Origin of the sequence: Gloeocapsopsis crepidinum LEGE 06123, assembly GCF_015207655.1 — a bacterium.
Classification (GTDB): Bacteria; Cyanobacteriota; Cyanobacteriia; order Cyanobacteriales; family Chroococcidiopsidaceae; genus Gloeocapsopsis; species Gloeocapsopsis crepidinum.
Genome location: NZ_JADEWN010000001.1, coordinates 139,238 through 158,687 on the forward strand (window position 1 = coordinate 139,238; position 19,450 = coordinate 158,687).

Genomic DNA, 19,450 nt, shown 5'->3' on the forward strand with positions numbered 1-19,450 from the left:
GAAGCAGATGGATGAGAGATACTTGGTGAGATGCCACTTCTTACTTTCGCTGTTGTGGGAGAAGTACTGATGTCGCAAGTAGACGAAATTCTCGCGTTTTGGTTTGAACAACCGAATGCAGCTGATTACGGTAAACAACGCACGTTCTGGTTTACTAAAAGCCCTGAGATTGATCGAGAAATCTGCGAACGATTTTTGAGTGACTATGAACAAGCTGCGACTCATCAATTAAGCTCTTGGCAAGAGTCACCCCGCAACTGCTTAGCATTAATTTTACTACTAGACCAGTTTCCCCGCAATATCTTTCGCGGTACTCCCAAAGCCTTTGCTACCGACGCTGCTGCTCTTAGCACAGCACAGCACGCAGTTGCTCAAGGTTTTGATCGAGAACTATTAAACGTACAGCGCTGGTTTGTCTATTTGCCCTTTGAACACAGCGAGAATCTTGAACATCAACGCCAGTGTGTTGAATTGTTCGCATCACTAAAGGACGATCCTGAAAGTGCTTCAGCAATAGACTACGCTCAGCGTCATCTAGCAGTCATAGAGCGCTTTGGGCGCTTTCCTCACCGTAACGAAATCCTCGGTCGCGAATCCACTCCAGAAGAGATAGAATTCCTTCAACAACCAGGTTCGTCGTTTTGAGAAGATAACTAGGAGTAACTTAAACAAAAACCTTACATGGTACTGTAATTGGTTGTTACAGCATAACAGTAGCGTCTGTTGCTCATAAAGACGCTCCAAGTCGGATTGTAAAAGGACTACCTAAATATCCGATCCCTGTAGCACTTTTGGCGCGTTTAGCAGTTGATAAAGACAAACAGGGAAAGGGTATTGGCAGAGGTTTATTAAAAGATTGCTTAAAACGTATTAATGCAGCTGCCGATATCCTTGGTATTCGTGCATTACTAGTTCATGCTAAAAACAATGAAGCACGGGAATGGTATGAGCAATTTGATTTTGAAAGTAGTCCAACTGATCAACTTCATTTGTTTTTAATGTTGAAAGATATTCGGAGAATTTTAAATCATTAGCAAACATGAGAGTAAGCGAGTAGTCACTAGTGAAAGAAAAGTATTCTTCCCTGCACCTTTGCTCTCCTCTACTGTGGAATAACTTGAATCTGCGCTGGTTGCGAAGGTGGTTCCTGTAAAGCAGCTTGAATGCGTGGCGAAGCGAGTAGTTTTTGCGTATCTGCAATCAGACGATCGCCCCATAACTGCTCGCGTAAAAACTGCACGTCACCATAACGTTGGTCGATGCGTAAAGCAGCTTCTCCCATTGCGATTGCGCGTTGCTGATCGCCTCTAACATAAAGTGCAACTGCCATAGCAAGTTGTGGTTCTGCAGCTTGTTTGTCAATACTTAATGCGGCTTGCCAATACTTTACTGCTGCATTTATATCGCCTTGTTCGTATTTAATTAAACCAATATTATTCGTTGCAGGCCAGAACTTTTTATCAGAGGCGATCGCTCTGTTGTACTGCTCGATTGCTTGCGGAAACTGTCTTAGCTTATAGTAGGAATTACCTAAATCAAACAGTCCTTCTGGATCGTTGGGTTTTAACTTCAACCCAGCTTGCAAAGTATCCACGGCTGCTTGGTATTTACCTTGTTGAAAATGAGCTGATCCTAAAGCAAACATAATCGATGCATTTTTCGGATCTAACACCCTAGCTTGATCCAATGCGGCGATCGCTTCATCGTATCTGTTCGTTTGCAAATACAAACCACCCAACAAAAACCATGACTGATAGCTTCTTGGAGCTAATTGAGTTGCTAGTCGCGCTCTTGGTAAAGCTTGTTCGTACTGTTGAAATTGTGCCAGTTGCGCTGCTTCCTGCGCCAAACTTAACCCTTGTTGCTCTAAAGCAGCTGAATTTAGTTGCGGTGTGCGGGGAATCAGTGCTTGTCCCAATGCTGGTTTTGTGACACCCAGTAAGGCACAGACAATCAAGAATTTTATCCAGAATTTGTGATTCGGCACAGTACAGCCTCAAACAATAATCTACAGAACCTTCAGTTAGCTTAAACTATTCCGGAGGGAATATGTAGGGAGTAGGGGAGATAAGGAGAGTCGTGAAGTGTTGAGTTTAAGAGAGTTCTTCTAATTCAAAACGTGCTAACGCACCGCTACGCTAACAAAACTTAAAATTCAAAACTAGTCACTGGCTCTTTGTTCATCTTTTGTGATAAAAATCTCTACTTGTCTTTCACAGCTTAGATTAACATAGCGTGTAAAGTGCGGTAGTGAGAGGACAGTTGCTGTGGCTAAGGGAGTAGAAACGCACATCAGGGCGAAAATTCAACCTGTGGCAGTACAAGCCAAAAGGCAAGCGAAAGAAGCTAAACAGCATTTACTGCTGATGCTATGGTTAATGCGCAAGCGCAACCCTTTATTATTTTGGGGTGGCATCATTTCGATGTCTATGGCTTTTGGGGCAAGTGTGGCATTGTTTGCGCCAATATGGCCGAATAGCAATACTTTTAATCAAGAAAGACAATTCACTGGAAAAGGATTTATTAAAAGGCGATCGCCTGTAGACTTTTGGGCTGATGCTTCCCAATATCAAATATCACGTCCAGTTAATATTTTAGTGATGGGGATTGATCCTCCAAAAAATACAACCAACCATGCATCAGGAGTTTTTGCTGGTTCTAGCGATACAATGCTGCTTGTGCGCTTAGACCCTACAAACCAATCTATGAAAGTGCTTTCTATCCCCAAAGATAGCCAGGTTGTCATTCCTGAAATGGGGTTAGAAAAAATATCTCTAGCCAATGCTAACGGTGGTCCTGCTTTAGCTGCAAGAGTCGTTAGCCGTACTTTGAATAATGTTCCGATTGATCGCTACGTTCGGATTACCACAAATGCTTTTCAAGAACTCATCAATACGTTAGGTGGTGTCGAGGTTTTTGTCCCTCAACAAATGTCATATGTAGATGCAACTCAAAAGTTAGAAATTAACTTAGCCGCAGGATGGCAAACGTTAGATGGCGATCAAGCACAACAATTTGCGCGATTTCGTAATTCAAACGTTGGTGATTTAGAACGATCGCAGCGACAGCAGATGTTACTCAAGGCAATTCGCGATCGCCTAACCAGCCCAACTGTATTACCAATATTGCCTAAACTAGCTCGGTCAATGCAAAGTCATATAGATAGTAACTTGAGCTTAATTGAAATGCTCGCAATCGTAAACTTTGGCATTACAGTAGAACCACAAAATTTTCAAATGATACTAGCTCCAGGTAGTCTCAGTCCTCTTAGTTTAGATCCGAGTAGCTACTGGTTGGATGGTATTGGTATTAACCAAGTCATGAGCGAGTATTTTGATGTTAGACCTCTTGGGGGAATGCAAGCATCCCGCAGGCGATCGCTGACCTCTCTCAAAATTGCAGTACAAAACGCTTCTGGCGACCCTATTTTAAGCGATCGCGTCACCAAGTATTTACAAGAGCGTGGTTTTGAACGAGTCTACACTGTTTCTGATTGGCTTGACTCGCAGCGTCAAACAGAAATCGTTGCTCAACAAGGTAATTTAACAGCCGCAACCGATCTGCAACAGATTTTGGGTTTAGGGATTGTAGAACCTACTGCAACTGGCGATCTCGATTCACATCTGACGATTCGTATCGGTCAAGATTGGACACAGCAGCAGTAACTAAAACGGGGCTAGTAGCTAGTTATGAGTTTTGAGTTTTGAGTTATAGCGATCCTACTTAAGTTGTAAGATTTTTTTGGAAACGAACTATTAAGAACACATTGCCTGTAAGAGTTGCTGTTAGCCGCAGGTGTTAGGATAAGTCACAAAGAGAAGAGAAACAGAGGAATTCTTATGAATTATCTAGGATTGCTGTAAGAAAATTCTTTATAATTCAAAATTCAAAACTCAAAACTCATATCCCCCAGTCTCTCAAATCTCTCCGTCTTTACTTTAGGCTAACAAACAGGCAGCAGGAAAAATCAGATATTCTAGAAAAAAGAGCTTCCAAATAAACTGATAGAAGTTTGCGATCGCGCTTTTGTCTTGTAAATCGACCTGCCAACTTCGCCACCACATCAGCCCTAATAATAGCAAATGAGTACTGATTAAAAATACAACATTAACTTGAGGCAGCCATGCAGCAAAAAGCATTCCTAAATAGCAAATTGTTAGTACCCAACGTGCAAGATCAAAGACAGTCTTCTGTCCTAACTTGATCGTCAATGTTGTAATTTGATATTGGCGATCGCCTTCGATATCTGGAATATCCTTAAAAATAGCGATCGCAAACGTAAACACCAAAATAAACGCTGTTAGTACCCATACAACGGCAGGAATCGAGCGTTCAATCTGCAATACCCAACTAAAGTGCAAAAATAGTCCCAAATTTACGATGGCGCCGCGGACTGAGAAGATGCACAGCGCTGCCCAGAAGGGAAACCGCTTCAACCGAATTGGTGGTAAAGAATAAACAGTACCAATTGCTAAGCTAATTGCCACCATTCCTAACAAATATGATCCCAACATCCACGCCAAGAGTAACGCTAGCAAACCTGTCACTGCAACAATGGTTTGCCCCGTACGTTGCGAAAACTCACCAGATGCGATCGGTAAATGGGGTTTGTTGATTTTGTCAATTGCGACATCTTCTAGTTGATTTAGCCCCACAATGTAGACATTGCCACACAAACAAGCAATCCAAGCACCCAAAGGAGAAAGTAAAGATATATTGGTTCGGGCGATCGCATAAGTCAGCACATACACTCCCCACACACTTAAACTTGTGCCAATAATTGTGTGCGGACGCGCAAACTTCCACAAAGCATGTAACCAGCCACGCCACCCCAACTGCTGCAATCGCTCAAAAACTTGACTCATCAACTCCTCTGTCCTACTTCCTGCCACACAATAAACCAAACCGAATTAACCCGCGTTCATAACCGCGACTCATCAACCCCAAAGACAAAGCTGCTTGAATCGTATCCCAACCCGAAAACAGCAACCCCAAAAGCGCACCAGGATTAAGTGCTGAATCAATCACAACATTCCAAAATGGTGCAACAGCCGTTGACCAATCAGCAGTGCGTAGATCTTGTAAGCCAAGATTGCGGGCGATCGCTGCGTATTCTGGTAGCGAAATGACATAAGGTAAACAATAAACTCGGTAAATTTCTGCTAGATGTTTCCGTTCATCAGCAGTCAGTTCTCCTGCACTACCACCAGTAGGACGATGACACCAAGTGACCATCAACAACGTACCACCAGGTTTAAGAACTCGATAGCATTCCTGCATAAACTTTGCCTTATCAGGCATATGTTCGCCACTTTCGAGTGACCAGACAAAGTCAAAACTTGCGTCTGCAAAGGGCATATTTAAGGCATCTGCCACTTGAAACTGAGTTTGTTGACTTAATTGGGCAGCAGCCGCGCGATCGCTTGCTCTTGCTGCTTGCACAGGGCTAAGGGTAATACCTGTAACATGAGCTTGCAGTTTTTCTGCTAAATATAAAGAACTACCACCAATTCCACAGCCTACATCGAGAATTTTTTGTGCTTGTTCCACTTGGGACCACTGCAGTAATTCTTCAATCAAGTCAATTTGGGCTTGTCTGCGCTCTTTCTTATCCTTACCTGCTGCACCATAATACCCGTGGTGCATATGTTCGCCCCAAATTTGTTCCCACAGTCCAGAAGAAGCGTCATAAAATTGTTGAATTCTTTGATTTAGTGTTGCACTCATGAACCTACCACAGTGAGCCAAAAACCAATTAGCCTAGCAATTGATACTCGTAGGCTACCATGTGTGGTTTAAATTAAGTTGAGCTTTTTCCCATTTCTTACTTGTCTTTTCCTCATATGACTGTTTCTCGCTCGATTTGCTTTGGGTTTCTTGCTGTCATTACCGTAGGAACTATTTTACTGATGATGCCGTTTTCTACCAGCAGCGGGATGTGGAATAATCCGATTGTTGCTCTATTTACTGCGACTTCTGCAGTATGTGTTACAGGATTAGCTGTGGAAGATACCGGAACCTATTTTTCTTTCTGGGGCCAACTTTTTTTACTAATGTTGGTGCAGATCGGCGGACTCGGCTACATGACAGCCAACACCTTTCTTTTACTGCTACTAGGACGTAGATTTAGCCTGAAGGACAAAATTGCCATTCAGCAATCTTTAGATCGACCAGGAATTCATGGTAGTACGCAAATCTTACGTTCAATTATTGCTTTGACAGCAGTTATGGAAATTACAGGAATATTAGTGCTACTACCAATATTTAATGCTGATTATGGATTTAATCAAGGTTTATGGTTAGCAGTTTTTCATAGTATTAATTCTTGGAATAATGCAGGTTTCAGTTTGTTTCCTGATAGTTATATCAGATACCAGTTTTATTTACCTCTAGTAATTCCTGTTTCTGCCTTAATTATTCTTGGTGGTATTGGCTACCCAGTCATTTTTGAAATGTATTTATGGATGCGCGATCGCCTCCTAAAAAAACCATATCGCACCGTTTTTTCATTAAACTTTAAAGTGGCTACAAGCACAACTTTAGCATTATTGGTTATTGGAACAATTGCTTTTTTATTTATTGAACTAAGAAATCCTGAGACTTTTGGCACAGTGAACTTTGGCAATCAATTAGTTTTAGCTTGGTTTCAATCAGTGACAACACGAACTGCAGGTTTTAATTCTATTGATATCGGTCAAATGACAACAGCAGGACTCTTTTTAACAATTGCTTTAATGTTTATAGGCGCAAGTCCTGGTGGCACTGGTGGTGGCATTAAAACAACAACAGCTAGAGTACTCGCAAATTGCACTAAAGCAATTTTACAAGGTAAAGAAGATGTAGAAATGTATCAGCGACAAGTTCCTATATCGTTAATATTAAAAGCTATTGGTGTTGTCGTTGGCTCAACAGTAACAGTGATTTTGGCAACAATTTTAATGTCTGTGACAGATCCATCAGTAAACTTTATCAAAATTTTTTTTGAAGTTGTTTCTGCCTTTGCGACAGTTGGACTTTCAACAGGAATCACTGCTAGTGTTTCTGCATCTGGTAAGCTAATTTTGATCGTCACAATGTTTGTCGGACGAGTCGGAATTTTATTACTAATGGCTGCTTTACTCGGAGATCCCCGTCCTCGCGCCATCCGCTACCCCGAAGAAAACCTCTTGGTAGGATAGTTGTAGAGAAAATGTCTAGTTAGTTACGAATGTGAACCATACACTGCTAGGGTAGAAATCAAGCATTTTGTACAGAGTTTTAATCAAACAAGATTTTCTCATTTAAGGGATCAAGCGTGAATCTATCTTCTTTAGGTTTTTTCCGCAGTCTACGCCAAGGTAATCATCAGTTTGCAGTTATTGGGCTAGGACGATTTGGCAGAGCGGTGTGTTCGACACTATATCATCTAGGTTACGATGTGTTGGCAACAGATATTGACGAAAAAAGAGTTGCCCAGGTTTTGACAGATCAAATTGCTGCTCATGCAGTTCAACTCGATTCAACTCAGCCTACAGCACTAAGAGAAGCAGGAGTTTTTGAGTTTGATACTGTAATTATTGCGATTGGTAACTATCTTGAAGAGAGTATAGTGACGACACTTAATGTTAAAGAAGGTGGGGTTCCTCACGTCGTAGCTAAAGCTTCTTCTGAAGTTCACTATAAGTTATTGCAGCGTGTGGGAGCAGATCACGTTGTCTTTCCAGAGTATGAAGCAGGATGTGCATTAGCGCGATCGCTAACAAAACCAGCAATTTTAGATCGCTTTGACCTCGACCCAGATAACAGTATTGTAGAAATTATCGTCCCTGATGAATTTCATGGCAAAACAATTGCTGATTTAAAACTCCGCAGTCGCTTTGGCTTGAATTTGATCGCCGTCAGTCACAATGGTAAGTTTGTCATCAATCCTCAACCGAACGATCGCCTAGAAAAAGGATGCGCAATGGTTGTGATTGGCTCAAATCGAGATATCAATCGATTACCCATATAATAGCGGCACGCAAGCACGAAGTGCGAAAATGACAAGCGCAGCTCCTAAAATTAAAGATGGCAACTCAACTCAAAGTCATTGTTCTTGATGACGATCCTACAGGTTCGCAAACCGTTCACAGTTGTTTACTTCTGACGCGCTGGGATGAAAAAACTTTACAACTAGGATTAAGTGATGACTCGCCGATTTTCTTTGTCTTAACAAATACGCGATCGCTTCCGCCAGAACAAGCAGCATCTGTCACTCAAGAAGTATGCCACAATCTAAAAGCTGCGATCGCCGCCGCTGGAATTGACGATTTTTTAATTGTCAGTCGCTCAGATTCAACCTTACGCGGACATTACCCGATTGAAACTGATGTCATCGCTGCAGAACTTGGTTCCTTTGATGCTCATTTTTTAGTTCCAGCGTTTATTGAAGGCGGGCGGATTACTCGCGACAGTATTCATTATCTCATCGTTGATGGTATTCCAATTCCAGTACACGAAACTGAATTTGCCCGTGATTCAGTTTTTGGCTACACCTACAGTTACTTACCAGATTACGTTGCCGAAAAAACCCACGGACGCATTAGCCCCGCTCAAGTTGAACGATTTTTACTAAATGATATTCGTAGTGGTACAGACGTTGCAGGAAATGTCTCAACACTTGAAAGACTACAAAATCTCACAAATAATCAATGTGTTGTAGTTGATGCAGAAACACAAGACGATCTCAACCGCTTTGCGCAAGATGTTCTCGCCGCAGCAAAGCAAGGTAAACGCTATTTATTTCGCAGCGCAGCAAGTTTACTCACAGCACTAGCACAATTACCACCACAGCCAGTACCACCAGAGGAAATGTCGCAATATGTCCGCGCAGGTAAACCAGGTGTCGTGCTTGTCGGTTCTCACGTTAAAAAGACAACAGAACAGTTAGAAAAACTCTTGCAAGAATCTGACGTAGTAGGGATCGAAGTTGATGTCGCCCAGTTACTCACCGACTCATTAGAACAACCACATCAGTTATTAGACGCAACGCTAGAAAAAATCTATGCTACCCACGCGGCGGGTAAAACTTCTGTAGTATTTACTAGCCGTGAAGAACTAGTCTTTGCTGATGTTCAGACACGTTTGCAGTTTGGTATATCTGTTTCGGCACTGCTAATGGATATTGTACGCGGCTTACCCAGCGATATTGGGTTTTTGATTAGTAAAGGAGGCATCACGTCTAATGATGTCTTAAGTACAGGTTTAGCTTTAACAACAGCACGACTTCTTGGGCAAGTTTTAGCTGGTTGTTCAATTGTCCGCACTCCATCAGATCATCCTCATCCTGACTTACCCGTAGTATTGTTTCCTGGTAATGTTGGCGATGCTAATGCTCTGACGACGGTTTACAGAAGACTACAAAAACCTCACGAATAGCTTACCAATCTAAGAGTTGATTTTAGTTTTATCTACCGTAGATATAGTGCGATAGTCGCTTGCTGCATGCCATTTGTTGAGTACGTCTTTAATCAACACTTCTTTAAGCCAAATCTGAACCACAATCAGTAGCGGAATGGCGAGAAACAAACCCAAAAAACCAAAAAAACTGGCAAACACTATCACTGCCAAGATCGTAAATACTGGCAAGAGCGCAACTTCTTGTTGCATAATCAGCGGTACTAAAATCAAACTCTCAACTTGTTGAATGACAACATACAAACCAATGACAGCAGGAGCTTTCCAAGGTGCATCAAGTAAAGCAAGTAAAGCTGGAGGAAAAACACTCAAAGTTGGTCCAATATTAGGAACAAACTCCAATAACCCCGCTAAAGCAGCATTGACTAGTGGCAGTGGTACGCGTAGCACGGATAAACCAGTAAAGCTCAACAAACCTACAAAAAGCATTGTGATTAAAGTCCCTTTGATCCAGCCAATCAGAGCAACTTCACACTCTCGCAGAATGCGATCAACTCGCCGCCGATAAAAAGCAGGAAAAATCCGAATCAAAAGCCGACGGTAGGGCGCAGGATTAGCTAGCAGCATCAGAGTGATAACTAAAAACAACAGCAAGCTCAAAAATGCGGTAAGTGAAACATTAAGCAAGATTAAAAAATTGCCCAAGATTTGAGCAATCAAGGATTGCAGCTGCCCTGCAAGACTGCTGAAAATAACATTAAAATTATTCAAAACTTCTACAGGAACGACTGTTTGCAGCCAGTTGTACCAAATTCTCAGTCGATTGGATACCACAGGTATGAGTAATACCAGTTCTTGTAATTGCTCAATAATTCGCGGTACAATAACTGCAAAAAAGCTGATAATTAAAGCTATCAAGACAGTCATTGTCATAGCGATCGCAATACCTCGATTGATGCGATGTCGCTCGATACTGCGCACAACCCGATTTAAAAGTGTTGCCAAAACAACAGATGCAAATACTAAAAGAGCTATTTGCTGAACCTGCCACAAAATGTAGAGTGAGATTGCAAGAGCAAGCAAACCCAGCCATTGCCCAAATGTCACGGTTTTGCCTCCTTCAAGCTATTGCATGAGGTGTGCTGATACTGTAGTCTTTAGAAACTTAGGTGTCGTCCTCCTTAAGTCTTGGCAGTTAACTAATTGCTAACGGCTAGCTAATTTTTTGACTGAAAAAGATCCAGTTCTCATTCAGAACTAATCTAAGATGATATTAAGTTGGTTTCCCAAACCAGTGTTACATGACTGATTCTGCCTTGCCAGAAATAGAAAACGCAGTAGTCCCTCCCTCAAATACGGTGAATGTTAACTTACAAGTTCGCCTCAAGGGTGAGGGAGAAAAGTTGTTATTGATTTTGCCGACAGAAACCGAAACTGCGACAGCAACAAGTTGGTCTGATCTTTGGCAACAATTAAAGCAGCGACTAAATGGCGGCGATCGCTTTTGGCAACCTAGCACAACTGTTCATCTCATAGCGACAGATCGGTTATTAGACGCTCAACAACTTCAAGCAATTGCCGATGCTTTATCAGAAGTTCAACTTCAGTTAACCCGCGTGTTTACTAGTCGCCGTCAAACAGCTGTTGCCGCAGCAACCGCAGGTTATAGTGTCGAACAAACATCCGTTACTAAAATTAATCAAACATTAAACGCCACCCCTGTACCTCTGGCAGAACCACTGTATCTCCAAATGACTGTGAGATCTGGTATGGAAATTCGTCATGCAGGTTCCGTAATTGTGTTAGGAGACCTTAACCCAGGTGGTACTGTAGTGGCAAATGGCGATATTCTAGTTTGGGGTCGTTTGCGCGGAGTTGCCCATGCAGGTGCTGCTGGTAATTCTAAGTGTCTAATTATGGCACTGCAAATGGAACCAACGCAGCTGCGGATTGCAGAATTTGTCGCGAGGGCACCGACGAATGTTCCATCTCAGTTTTATCCTGAGGTTGCTTACGTCATGTCTGAAGGTATTCGGATCGCTAAAGCTGCTGATTTTTCTAAATCCCAATTTTCGTTACCATCATGAAGCGCATTATCGTTACTACCTCTGGTAAAGGAGGGGTAGGTAAAACCACAGTCACCGCCAACCTGGGCATGGCATTAGCCCGACTAGGGCGTAAAATTGTTTTGGTGGATGCAGATTTTGGGTTAAGAAACTTAGATTTGCTTCTGGGATTGGAAAATCGGATTGTCTATACGGCAATGGAAGTCGTATCAGGTGAATGTCGTTTAGAGCAAGCCTTAGTAAGAGATAAACGCGAATCAGGGTTGGTCTTGCTTCCTGCGGCACAAAATCGCAACAAAGAGGCAATCACTGCCGAACAGATGAAACAGCTTGTGGATTCTTTGACACAAATGTATGACTATGTTGTCATCGACTGTCCGGCTGGCATCGAAATGGGGTTTAAAAATGCGATCGCCGGTGCAAAAGAAGCATTAATCGTCACGACACCAGAAATTGCAGCAGTACGGGATGCCGATCGCGTCATTGGTTTACTCGAAGCTCAAGGTATCAAAAATATTCATTTAATTGTCAACCGCCTGCGACCTGCAATGGTACAGGTAAATGACATGATGTCTGTACAGGATGTCCAAGAAATTTTATCTATTCCTCTGATTGGTGTTGTTCCAGAAGATGAGCGTGTCATCGTTTCAACTAACCGAGGCGAACCTTTAGTGTTGTCTGAAACTGCCTCACTTGCAGGAACGGCATTCGATCATATTGCTCGACGATTAGAAGGGGAAAAAGTAGAGTTTCTCGATTTGGAACCTACCCAAGACAACTTCTTTGCTCGCCTGCGTAAGCTGTTGTTTTCTATCATCTAAGCTTCTACCCCTGCACCCACTGTCATGATTACCGAATTTCTCGACCGATTTTTTCCTGTACCGCGTAATGAGAATACCAGCCGCAGTGCAGTTAAGCAGCGACTGCAATTAGTACTTGCCCACGATCGCGCTGATCTGAGTCCGCAAGCACTGGAGAGAATGCAACAGGAAATTTTAGAAGTCGTCTCGCGTTATGTAGAACTCGAACCAGATGGATTAGAGTTTTGTCTAGAAAATAACCAACGAACAACCGCACTAATTGCCAACTTACCAATTCGGCGTGTTAAAGACGTTGATGTTTCATAACCTAGCGAGTGACTAAATGAGCGATTAATTGGCGATCGCCTAATGTTGATTTCTAACCGCTAATCTTCGTATAAATTTTTATAAAAAAGCCTTGACTGCCAAACCATAGAACATGGGCAGGTAAGATGCATAACCCATATTTCTTGTTAAATTTGGTTAACCTACTTACCAGTAGAAAGTAGATCAATATAAAAACTATTGACCAATTATTATTGTATCTCTATATTTTCTTTTGCTCTGACATACTCGCGTCATATCAGTGCTATATCTAGCACTCAAAATTGAAGATAGTGATATTTAGTAAGTATCTTATCTTCATTTACATAGCGCACACGGTACTTCGTGACTTATCAAAATTTGCACTTGAACAAACTATCTAACTCCCGACCTTCCCTACAGCAAATCGCTAAGTTGCTGGTTGCAGGCGTAAGCGTTCTGAGTATTGGCGTTACAGGGTGTACTCCCGTTTTAGAAGAACGAACGGAGCGTGGCACGTTACTTAGCCAAGCTGAGAGTACAATTACATCTGAAAGTGCAATTGCTGATGTCCAAGCTTTAGTCAAACTAGGTTCTAGGGTAACAGGCACACCTGTTATGGAACAAGCTAGAGCTTATCTAATTGAGCAATACACCCGTGCTGGCTACGAAACAAGAACTCAAACCTTTACATATCCAAAATTTGAGGATCTTGGCTCAAATATTACAGTTAATGGCCGCACAATTAATGGACGCGCTCTGAATGGCTCGATTGCTGGCAAACAAAGTGCGCGACTTGTCGCTGTTCCGAATGTCGGACAAACATCAGATTTTGCTGCGGTTGATGTCAAAGGCGCGATCGCGCTTATTCGGCGCGGTGAAATTCCGTTTCTCCAAAAAGCTCAAAACGCAGCAAAGGCAGGAGCAGTGGGTGTCGTTATTGTTAACAATGAGCCTGGCGATTTGTACGGTACGCTTGGTGGAGAAGTGCAAATTCCGGTATTAGCACTATCTGGAAAAGTAGGCAATTCTCTATTCGAGTCGCAGCAGCCACAAGTGTCGCTTGCAATCAATACTCGCCAACGCACTGTCACTGGGACAAATGTCATTGCTCATCTTCCTGGTGTCACACAACCGCGTGTTGTTGTTGGCGCACATTATGACTCTGTTCCAGGGTCTCCAGGAGCGAACGATAATGCCTCTGGAACTGCTGTTATGTTAGATGTTGCCCGCAATATGGCTCAAACACCTTTAGCACGTCAAGCTTGGTTTGTGGCATTTGATGGCGAGGAAGATGGTTTACACGGCTCAAGAAGTTTTGTTAGTCAAGCGCAACCTAGTTTTCTGAAAAGACTGGATGCCATGCTAAATTTTGATATGGTCGGTGTTAATGACCAGCTGCTTGTTGGTGGAACACAGTCACTCACAAAACTTACGCAAGCAACGCAATCTGATATTTCTGTCTTTGATAGTCAAGGAGGCAGCGATCATGCTCCCTTTGCAAGAGCAGGTGTGCCTGTCCTCTTCTTTTATCGAGGTCAGGAACCAAATTACCACACTCCTGACGATAAATCTATCGAACCAAGGTTACTAGATGAAACGTCTCAGGTTGGACTTAATGTTCTCAAGCAGATACTTAATTCTGATACCGTTACGGTTGCAATGTAAACTCATTTTTCATTGCCTGTAATGAGTAGAACTCTGCTGTTATGACCAGAACGATGCGGCGATCCGTACTCTCAGCCTCTAAGAATGCGAAGTCATAACGAGTACGATTATATCAGAAATAGTCAAATGTTTATTTGAAATGTGAGGGGCAGTTAAAACGTTTATCAATTCATTAAGTTGTACATATCCTAAAAAGCCATGCTGAAATTGTTACCTATAGGTGCTGCCTTAGCTACTATCATAAGTGCTCAAGTTCCTGAAATCTTACCATCTGCAGTCAAAACCACGGAGCACAGATCAAGTACTGCGGCAATGTTTGCAACTCAGCCAACTCATGCTACAAACTTATCCCACACGATCGCCCAAACTCGTTATCGCACACCACAACAAAGCGATGACTCTGGTCAAGTTGGCACATTAGTTGTTTTAGGAGCAATTGGTGCTACAGCAGCAGTAGCAGTTGCCAGTAGTACAAAAAATAAATCTTTCTCGCTTGGTAATATAACCAATCAGGGGAGTTTTAATCAAGCTAGCCCTAGACTGCAGAAACGATTGATGACGCTACTACACAATGACCAAGCAGCTGCTAACCGCCTCATAAATAATATCAAGCTCAATCATCCGCACCAATCGACAAACTGGGCGATTGAAAAAGCAATTTATGACCTAGAACGCGATCGCGGTGGTAGATAAGCCCAGGAGTAGAGGAGACTAGGAGTTACTCGTTAAGAGCCTTGAGTTATGAGCTTAAGAGAGTCGTAAAGTGCTGAGTCATGAGTAAAGAAAACTCAAAATAATTATCTCCCAACGCTTGCGCTTTCCAAAACTAATTACTAACCACTAGCTACTAGTCACTCACCCCTCACCCCTCACTCCTTCTTTACAACATTCCACCAGCAGCTTGGAAACGAGCGCGTGCTCTTTTTAAGGCTTGATTAGCTTGAATTTGCTCTTGACGTGAAGCATTTTGAATTTGATTTATTTTTGCTTCTGCTTGATTGTAAGCAGTACGAGCAGATTCTAAATCAATTTTGTCGCCACGTTCTGCGGCATTAACGAGAATAGTGACTTCATCACTTTCAACTTCAGCAAATCCACCCATTAGCGCGATCGCAACCCAATCTTCGTTAGGATTAGGGCGAACTCGCATAACGCCTGTATCCAATGCTGTTAGTAGGGGTGCGTGACCGCTGAGAATACCTAGCTGACCAGTAGTACTTGGTAGAATCACTTCTTGTGCTGTTGCATCCCAAACGGTTTTATCTGGTGAAACAACACGAACAGTTAAAGCCATATTTCTTAAAAAAATCAGGGAAGTTATCAAGTAGCGGAAACTGAAGGTTTCTATAGCAATGAAAGCTGGGGAGACTAGGAGACTAGGAGTTACTCGTTAAGAGTGTTGAGTTATGAGTTAAGAAACGTCTTCAATTCAAAATTCAAAACTAATCACTCGCCCCTAATCCCTCGCTCCTCACCCCTCTTCTAGCTTTTCATCTTTTCAGCTTTAGCGATCGCTTCATCAATGTTGCCGACCATGTAGAATGCTTGCTCAGGTAGGTCATCGAGTTCACCAGAGAGAATCCGCTGGAAGCCTTTGATTGTTTCTTCAAGCTTCACGTACTTACCAGGAGATCCAGTAAAGACTTCTGCAACAAAGAACGGTTGCGACAAGAAACGCTCAATTCTCCGAGCACGAGCTACTGTTAGGCGATCGTCTTCAGACAGTTCATCCAAACCAAGAATCGCGATGATGTCTTGAAGTTCCTTATAACGCTGTAGCGTTGCTTGAACTGCGCGTGCAGTGCTGTAGTGCTCATCTCCTACAATACTAGGCTGCAACATCGTAGAAGTTGAATCAAGTGGATCTACAGCGGGGTAAATTCCTTTAGATGCTAAACCACGCGATAGTACCGTGGTAGCATCCAAGTGCGCAAATGTTGTTGCAGGTGCAGGGTCAGTCAAGTCGTCTGCAGGTACGTATACTGCTTGAATCGAGGTAATTGATCCTTCATTAGTTGAAGTAATTCGCTCTTGCAATGCACCCATTTCGGTTGCCAGTGTTGGCTGATATCCTACTGCTGAGGGCATCCGTCCCAAAAGTGCTGATACTTCTGAGCCTGCTTGGACAAAGCGGAAAATATTATCAATAAATAAGAGTACGTCTTGCTTACTGACATCGCGGAAGTACTCAGCCATTGTGAGAGCCGCCAGTCCGACGCGCATTCTTGCTCCAGGTGGCTCGTTCATCTGACCGTAAACCAGAGCCACTTTTGAATCATTGAGGTTTTCTTCGTTGATTACCCCAGATTCTTTAAATTCATTGTAAAGGTCGTTACCTTCACGCGTGCGCTCGCCCACACCGCCGAACACAGACACACCGCCATGCTCTTTAGCGATATTGTTGATTAATTCCTGAATAATTACAGTTTTACCAACACCAGCACCACCAAACAAGCCAACCTTGCCACCACGACGATAGGGAGCAAGTAAGTCTACTACTTTGATACCAGTTTCAAATACTGAGGCTTTCGTCTCTAATTCAGTTAGTTTTGGTGCATCGCGGTGAATTGGAAACCTTTCTTCTGTATTGACAGGTCCCATGTTGTCAACGGGTTCACCAAGGACATTAAAAATCCGTCCCAAGGTAGCTTTACCAACGGGTACGCTAATGGGAGCGCCTGTATCGCTCGCTTCCATACCGCGAATCAAGCCGTCGGTAGAACTCATAGAAACGGCACGTACTTGGTTATCGCCCAGCAACTGCTGCACTTCGCAGGTCACGGAAACCTCTTGTCCGGATTCGTTGGTTCCTTTGACGATTAAAGCGTTGTAGATTTGAGGCATTTTGCCTTCGGGAAATTTAACGTCTACAACAGGACCAATAATTTGCGTAATGTAGCCAATATTTGCTTTTTCTGCGGTAGTGACCATTCTCTCGCCTCGGAGTGTAATTCAGCTATCTGGGAGATACAGTTCAATAGACTGTTTTTAAGATTATCACTGAATAGGTAGCGAACTGCACTTTCAGTGGTATTCCTGCAAAATCTATTATGGTGCATTATTGGCAGGAATTACCGCCTTTCGAGCGGAGTTATGAATGTGTTGAGTTTTAAGTTAATTACGAATTATTCAATCCTCAGTAGCGATGGGGTTATCTCATTATTTTTTGTCAAATAGGTATTTACCTTAAACAATATCAATAAACATCGATTCCGGAAACGTCTTCGTTGGCTTTGTAGGACATAAGAAATCCCTTCCTCCACAACGTGTTTATGCCCCAGAACTTCTCTGGTCAAAACCTCCGAGGATACTCTTTTAAAGGACAAGACTTAACAGGTGCTAATTTCAGCCGTGCAGATCTTCGAGGAACAAACTTCACCAATGCCATTCTCAAAGATGCTAACTTTAGCCATGCTTTAGCAGGATTACAGAACTACCGGATTGCAGGTTTACTCGTTATTTCTTTAGTGTTCGCAGTTGTTCTAATTCTCAACATTAAAGCAGGGCTACAGCTGCGGTTATGGCCTTTAATTGGTGCAGTGAATGGAGCTGTTGCTGTCTCTGCAGCGATCGCTACTTCGGTAATTGTTGCTGGAGAAGCCGCTGCAATTCTACATATCGTTGTTGCTGTTCTGGTTGGCACGTTCATAATAGTGACAAATCGAGAGCCTTGGTGGACTGTTTGGACAGCATGGACTGTGATATTTTTCAGCGCGTACGTTAGTTGGGGGGCTTTGGGCGATGCTCAGCAGTATGGCTTAGTCCGCAAAGTTGCTATTACTATTGCTGCTATAGGTGGTACTCGTTTTTGCGGTGCTGATTTAACCGATGCTAATTTTACTAAAGCCACATTGAAAGCTGTACAGTTTAGCCGTGCAAAATTAATTCGTACGAATTGGTTTCAAGCAAGACTTGACTTTGCTGATGTCGCACTAACGTATCTTGAAGTACCAAAAGTACGGCAGTTAGTCGTCTCTAAACATGGCAGAAATAAAAACTACGATCGCCTCGTGCTACAAGGTATCAACTTACAAGATGCTGATTTAGAAGACGCTAGCTTTATCGCTGCAGATCTCAGTGAAGCGACTTTACAAAATGCAAATCTATACCGAGCAAAGCTGGTTCGGACACAACTGTATCATGCCGATTTGACATCGGCTTGTTTAACTGGCGCTTACATTCAAGATTGGGCGATCGCTCCTGATACCAAAGTAGAGCAAGTTGAATGCGAATACATCTACACGCACTTGCCAACAAAGGACGATCCCGATCCTTGTCGTAAGCCAGATAATAAATCGGAAAACTTCAAGCCTGGTGACTTTTCTGACTTTATTGCACCAATTATCAAAACACTCGATCTGTATCGTCATCAAAATGTCGATCCACGTGCCGTTACGTTGAAGACACTTGATCTTTACCATCATCAAGGAATTGATCCTGGTGCAGCTGCAATTGCGCTGCAGCAGCTAGCCGCAAACCACCCCAATGCTGAGTTAGAAATTATCGCCCTGGAAGGACGAGGGCAAGACAAAATTCGCTTACAAGCCAAAGTCGCAGGTCATAGCGATCGCTCGCAACTGAGTGCTGAATATTTTGCTAACTACAGCGAAATTAAAGCTTTACCGTACAAGGATATGCAAGCATTACTTGCAGGAATTGCAGAGAAAGATCAACGCATTCGCAGCTTAGAAAACATGGTTGTTACTGCAATTCAAAGCAATAAATTTTACGCAGAAACTTACTATAACTTTGGAGATACTATGTCTGACAATCAAGGAAGTGTCAATATCAGTGGCGTTCAAGGTAGCGTTAGCGGTGTTGCAGCGGCGGGACAAAATCAAAATATGACAGGAGTCGCGATCGGTCAAATTAGTGGTGCTGTCACAAACACAATCAGTCAACTGCAACAAGCTGAGTCTCCAGAAGCGCTGCAACTTGCCAAATTACTTGAGCATTTAAAGGCAGCGATTGAGGATGAGGCAGACTTGAACTCAGAGGATAAAGCAGAAGCACTAGAGCAAGTAAAAGTTTTAGCAGAAGCAGGACAAAAACCTCAAGCAGGAATGCAAAATGCAGCAAAAACCGCAATCAAGATCCTGAAAGGCACTGCCGCAAGTTTACCAAGTGCTACTGCCTTTGTCGAAGCGTGTAATAAGCTACTACCGTTGATTACCAAACTGTTGGTTTTGTGTTGAGACTGCGTTTTACACTCAAAATTAGCTATGCGATCGCATCTTG

18 protein-coding genes are annotated in these 19,450 nt (G+C 42.8%); 12 read left to right on the forward strand and 6 right to left on the reverse strand.

The window, feature by feature from the left end; genetic code table 11:
• Positions 1–30: 30 nt before the first annotated feature.
• Together IQ230_RS00570 and IQ230_RS00575 are read left to right on the forward strand one after the other, a co-directional pair.
• Complete coding sequence (locus IQ230_RS00570) at positions 31–645, forward strand: DUF924 family protein (protein ID WP_228054458.1); 615 nt, start codon at positions 31–33, stop codon at positions 643–645.
• A gap of 47 nt (positions 646–692) precedes the next feature.
• Entirely contained in the window at positions 693–1,034 is a 342-nt protein-coding gene (locus IQ230_RS00575; RefSeq protein ID WP_193929944.1) for a GNAT family N-acetyltransferase, read from the forward strand.
• A gap of 68 nt (positions 1,035–1,102) precedes the next feature.
• Here the strand turns inward: IQ230_RS00575 and IQ230_RS00580 are convergent, their stop codons facing one another.
• The gene (locus IQ230_RS00580) at positions 1,103–1,987 is read right to left on the reverse strand and encodes a tetratricopeptide repeat protein (protein WP_193929813.1); all 885 of its coding nucleotides are present in this window, start codon (positions 1,985–1,987) and stop codon (positions 1,103–1,105) included.
• Positions 1,988–2,267: 280 nt separating this feature from the next.
• Here IQ230_RS00580 and IQ230_RS00585 point away from each other — a divergent pair, with 280 nt between their 5' ends.
• Positions 2,268–3,665, forward strand: a complete 1,398-nt coding sequence (locus IQ230_RS00585; RefSeq protein ID WP_193929815.1) for an LCP family protein — start codon at positions 2,268–2,270, stop codon at positions 3,663–3,665.
• Between the two features lie 273 nt (positions 3,666–3,938).
• Here IQ230_RS00585 and IQ230_RS00590 read toward each other — a convergent pair whose 3' ends face one another.
• Together IQ230_RS00590 and IQ230_RS00595 are read right to left on the reverse strand one after the other, a co-directional pair.
• Positions 3,939–4,865 (reverse strand): homogentisate phytyltransferase, encoded by a 927-nt coding sequence (locus IQ230_RS00590; protein ID WP_193929817.1) that lies wholly within the window; start codon positions 4,863–4,865, stop codon positions 3,939–3,941.
• A gap of 13 nt (positions 4,866–4,878) precedes the next feature.
• Positions 4,879–5,727 carry a methyltransferase domain-containing protein gene (locus tag IQ230_RS00595; RefSeq protein ID WP_193929819.1) on the reverse strand — a complete coding sequence of 283 codons (849 nt, stop codon included), beginning with the start codon at positions 5,725–5,727 and terminating at the stop codon, positions 4,879–4,881.
• A 116-nt stretch (positions 5,728–5,843) separates the two neighbouring features.
• On the opposite strand from IQ230_RS00595, the gene IQ230_RS00600 reads away from it, so the two are divergent.
• The 3 genes from IQ230_RS00600 (at position 5,844) to IQ230_RS00610 (ending at position 9,396) form a co-directional block, all read left to right on the forward strand.
• A complete protein-coding gene (locus IQ230_RS00600; RefSeq protein ID WP_193929824.1) occupies positions 5,844–7,178 on the forward strand; it encodes a TrkH family potassium uptake protein in 1,335 nt (444 codons plus the stop codon).
• A 116-nt stretch (positions 7,179–7,294) separates the two neighbouring features.
• Complete coding sequence (locus tag IQ230_RS00605; RefSeq protein WP_193929826.1) at positions 7,295–7,990, forward strand: potassium channel family protein; 696 nt, start codon at positions 7,295–7,297, stop codon at positions 7,988–7,990.
• A 56-nt stretch (positions 7,991–8,046) separates the two neighbouring features.
• Positions 8,047–9,396 carry a four-carbon acid sugar kinase family protein gene (locus IQ230_RS00610; RefSeq protein WP_193929828.1) on the forward strand — a complete coding sequence of 450 codons (1,350 nt, stop codon included), beginning with the start codon at positions 8,047–8,049 and terminating at the stop codon, positions 9,394–9,396.
• Between the two features lie 9 nt (positions 9,397–9,405).
• On the opposite strand, the gene IQ230_RS00615 is transcribed toward IQ230_RS00610, so the two are convergent.
• The gene (locus tag IQ230_RS00615; RefSeq protein WP_193929830.1) at positions 9,406–10,482 is read right to left on the reverse strand and encodes an AI-2E family transporter; all 1,077 of its coding nucleotides are present in this window, start codon (positions 10,480–10,482) and stop codon (positions 9,406–9,408) included.
• Positions 10,483–10,676: 194 nt separating this feature from the next.
• On the opposite strand from IQ230_RS00615, the gene minC reads away from it, so the two are divergent.
• The 5 genes from minC (at position 10,677) to IQ230_RS00640 (ending at position 14,905) form a co-directional block, all read left to right on the forward strand.
• Positions 10,677–11,462 carry a septum site-determining protein MinC gene (gene minC / locus IQ230_RS00620; RefSeq protein WP_193929832.1) on the forward strand — a complete coding sequence of 262 codons (786 nt, stop codon included), beginning with the start codon at positions 10,677–10,679 and terminating at the stop codon, positions 11,460–11,462.
• Positions 11,459–12,262 (forward strand): septum site-determining protein MinD, encoded by an 804-nt coding sequence (minD, locus tag IQ230_RS00625; RefSeq protein ID WP_193929834.1) that lies wholly within the window; start codon positions 11,459–11,461, stop codon positions 12,260–12,262. Before minC ends, minD begins: the two co-directional genes overlap by 4 nt.
• Before the next feature lie 27 nt (positions 12,263–12,289).
• The gene (gene minE / locus IQ230_RS00630; protein ID WP_407646592.1) at positions 12,290–12,568 is read left to right on the forward strand and encodes a cell division topological specificity factor MinE; all 279 of its coding nucleotides are present in this window, start codon (positions 12,290–12,292) and stop codon (positions 12,566–12,568) included.
• 363 nt (positions 12,569–12,931) lie between these two features.
• A complete protein-coding gene (locus IQ230_RS27610) occupies positions 12,932–14,212 on the forward strand; it encodes a M28 family peptidase (RefSeq protein WP_322742237.1) in 1,281 nt (426 codons plus the stop codon).
• A gap of 198 nt (positions 14,213–14,410) precedes the next feature.
• Positions 14,411–14,905 (forward strand): hypothetical protein, encoded by a 495-nt coding sequence (locus IQ230_RS00640; protein ID WP_193929839.1) that lies wholly within the window; start codon positions 14,411–14,413, stop codon positions 14,903–14,905.
• A 187-nt stretch (positions 14,906–15,092) separates the two neighbouring features.
• Here the strand turns inward: IQ230_RS00640 and atpC are convergent, their stop codons facing one another.
• Together atpC and atpD are read right to left on the reverse strand one after the other, a co-directional pair.
• Positions 15,093–15,506 (reverse strand): ATP synthase F1 subunit epsilon, encoded by a 414-nt coding sequence (gene atpC / locus IQ230_RS00645; RefSeq protein ID WP_099700589.1) that lies wholly within the window; start codon positions 15,504–15,506, stop codon positions 15,093–15,095.
• Between the two features lie 188 nt (positions 15,507–15,694).
• Positions 15,695–17,143 (reverse strand): F0F1 ATP synthase subunit beta, encoded by a 1,449-nt coding sequence (atpD, locus tag IQ230_RS00650; protein ID WP_099700590.1) that lies wholly within the window; start codon positions 17,141–17,143, stop codon positions 15,695–15,697.
• 341 nt (positions 17,144–17,484) lie between these two features.
• Here atpD and IQ230_RS00655 point away from each other — a divergent pair, with 341 nt between their 5' ends.
• Positions 17,485–19,407 (forward strand): pentapeptide repeat-containing protein, encoded by a 1,923-nt coding sequence (locus tag IQ230_RS00655; protein ID WP_193929841.1) that lies wholly within the window; start codon positions 17,485–17,487, stop codon positions 19,405–19,407.
• The last annotated feature ends 43 nt before the right edge of the window (positions 19,408–19,450 follow it).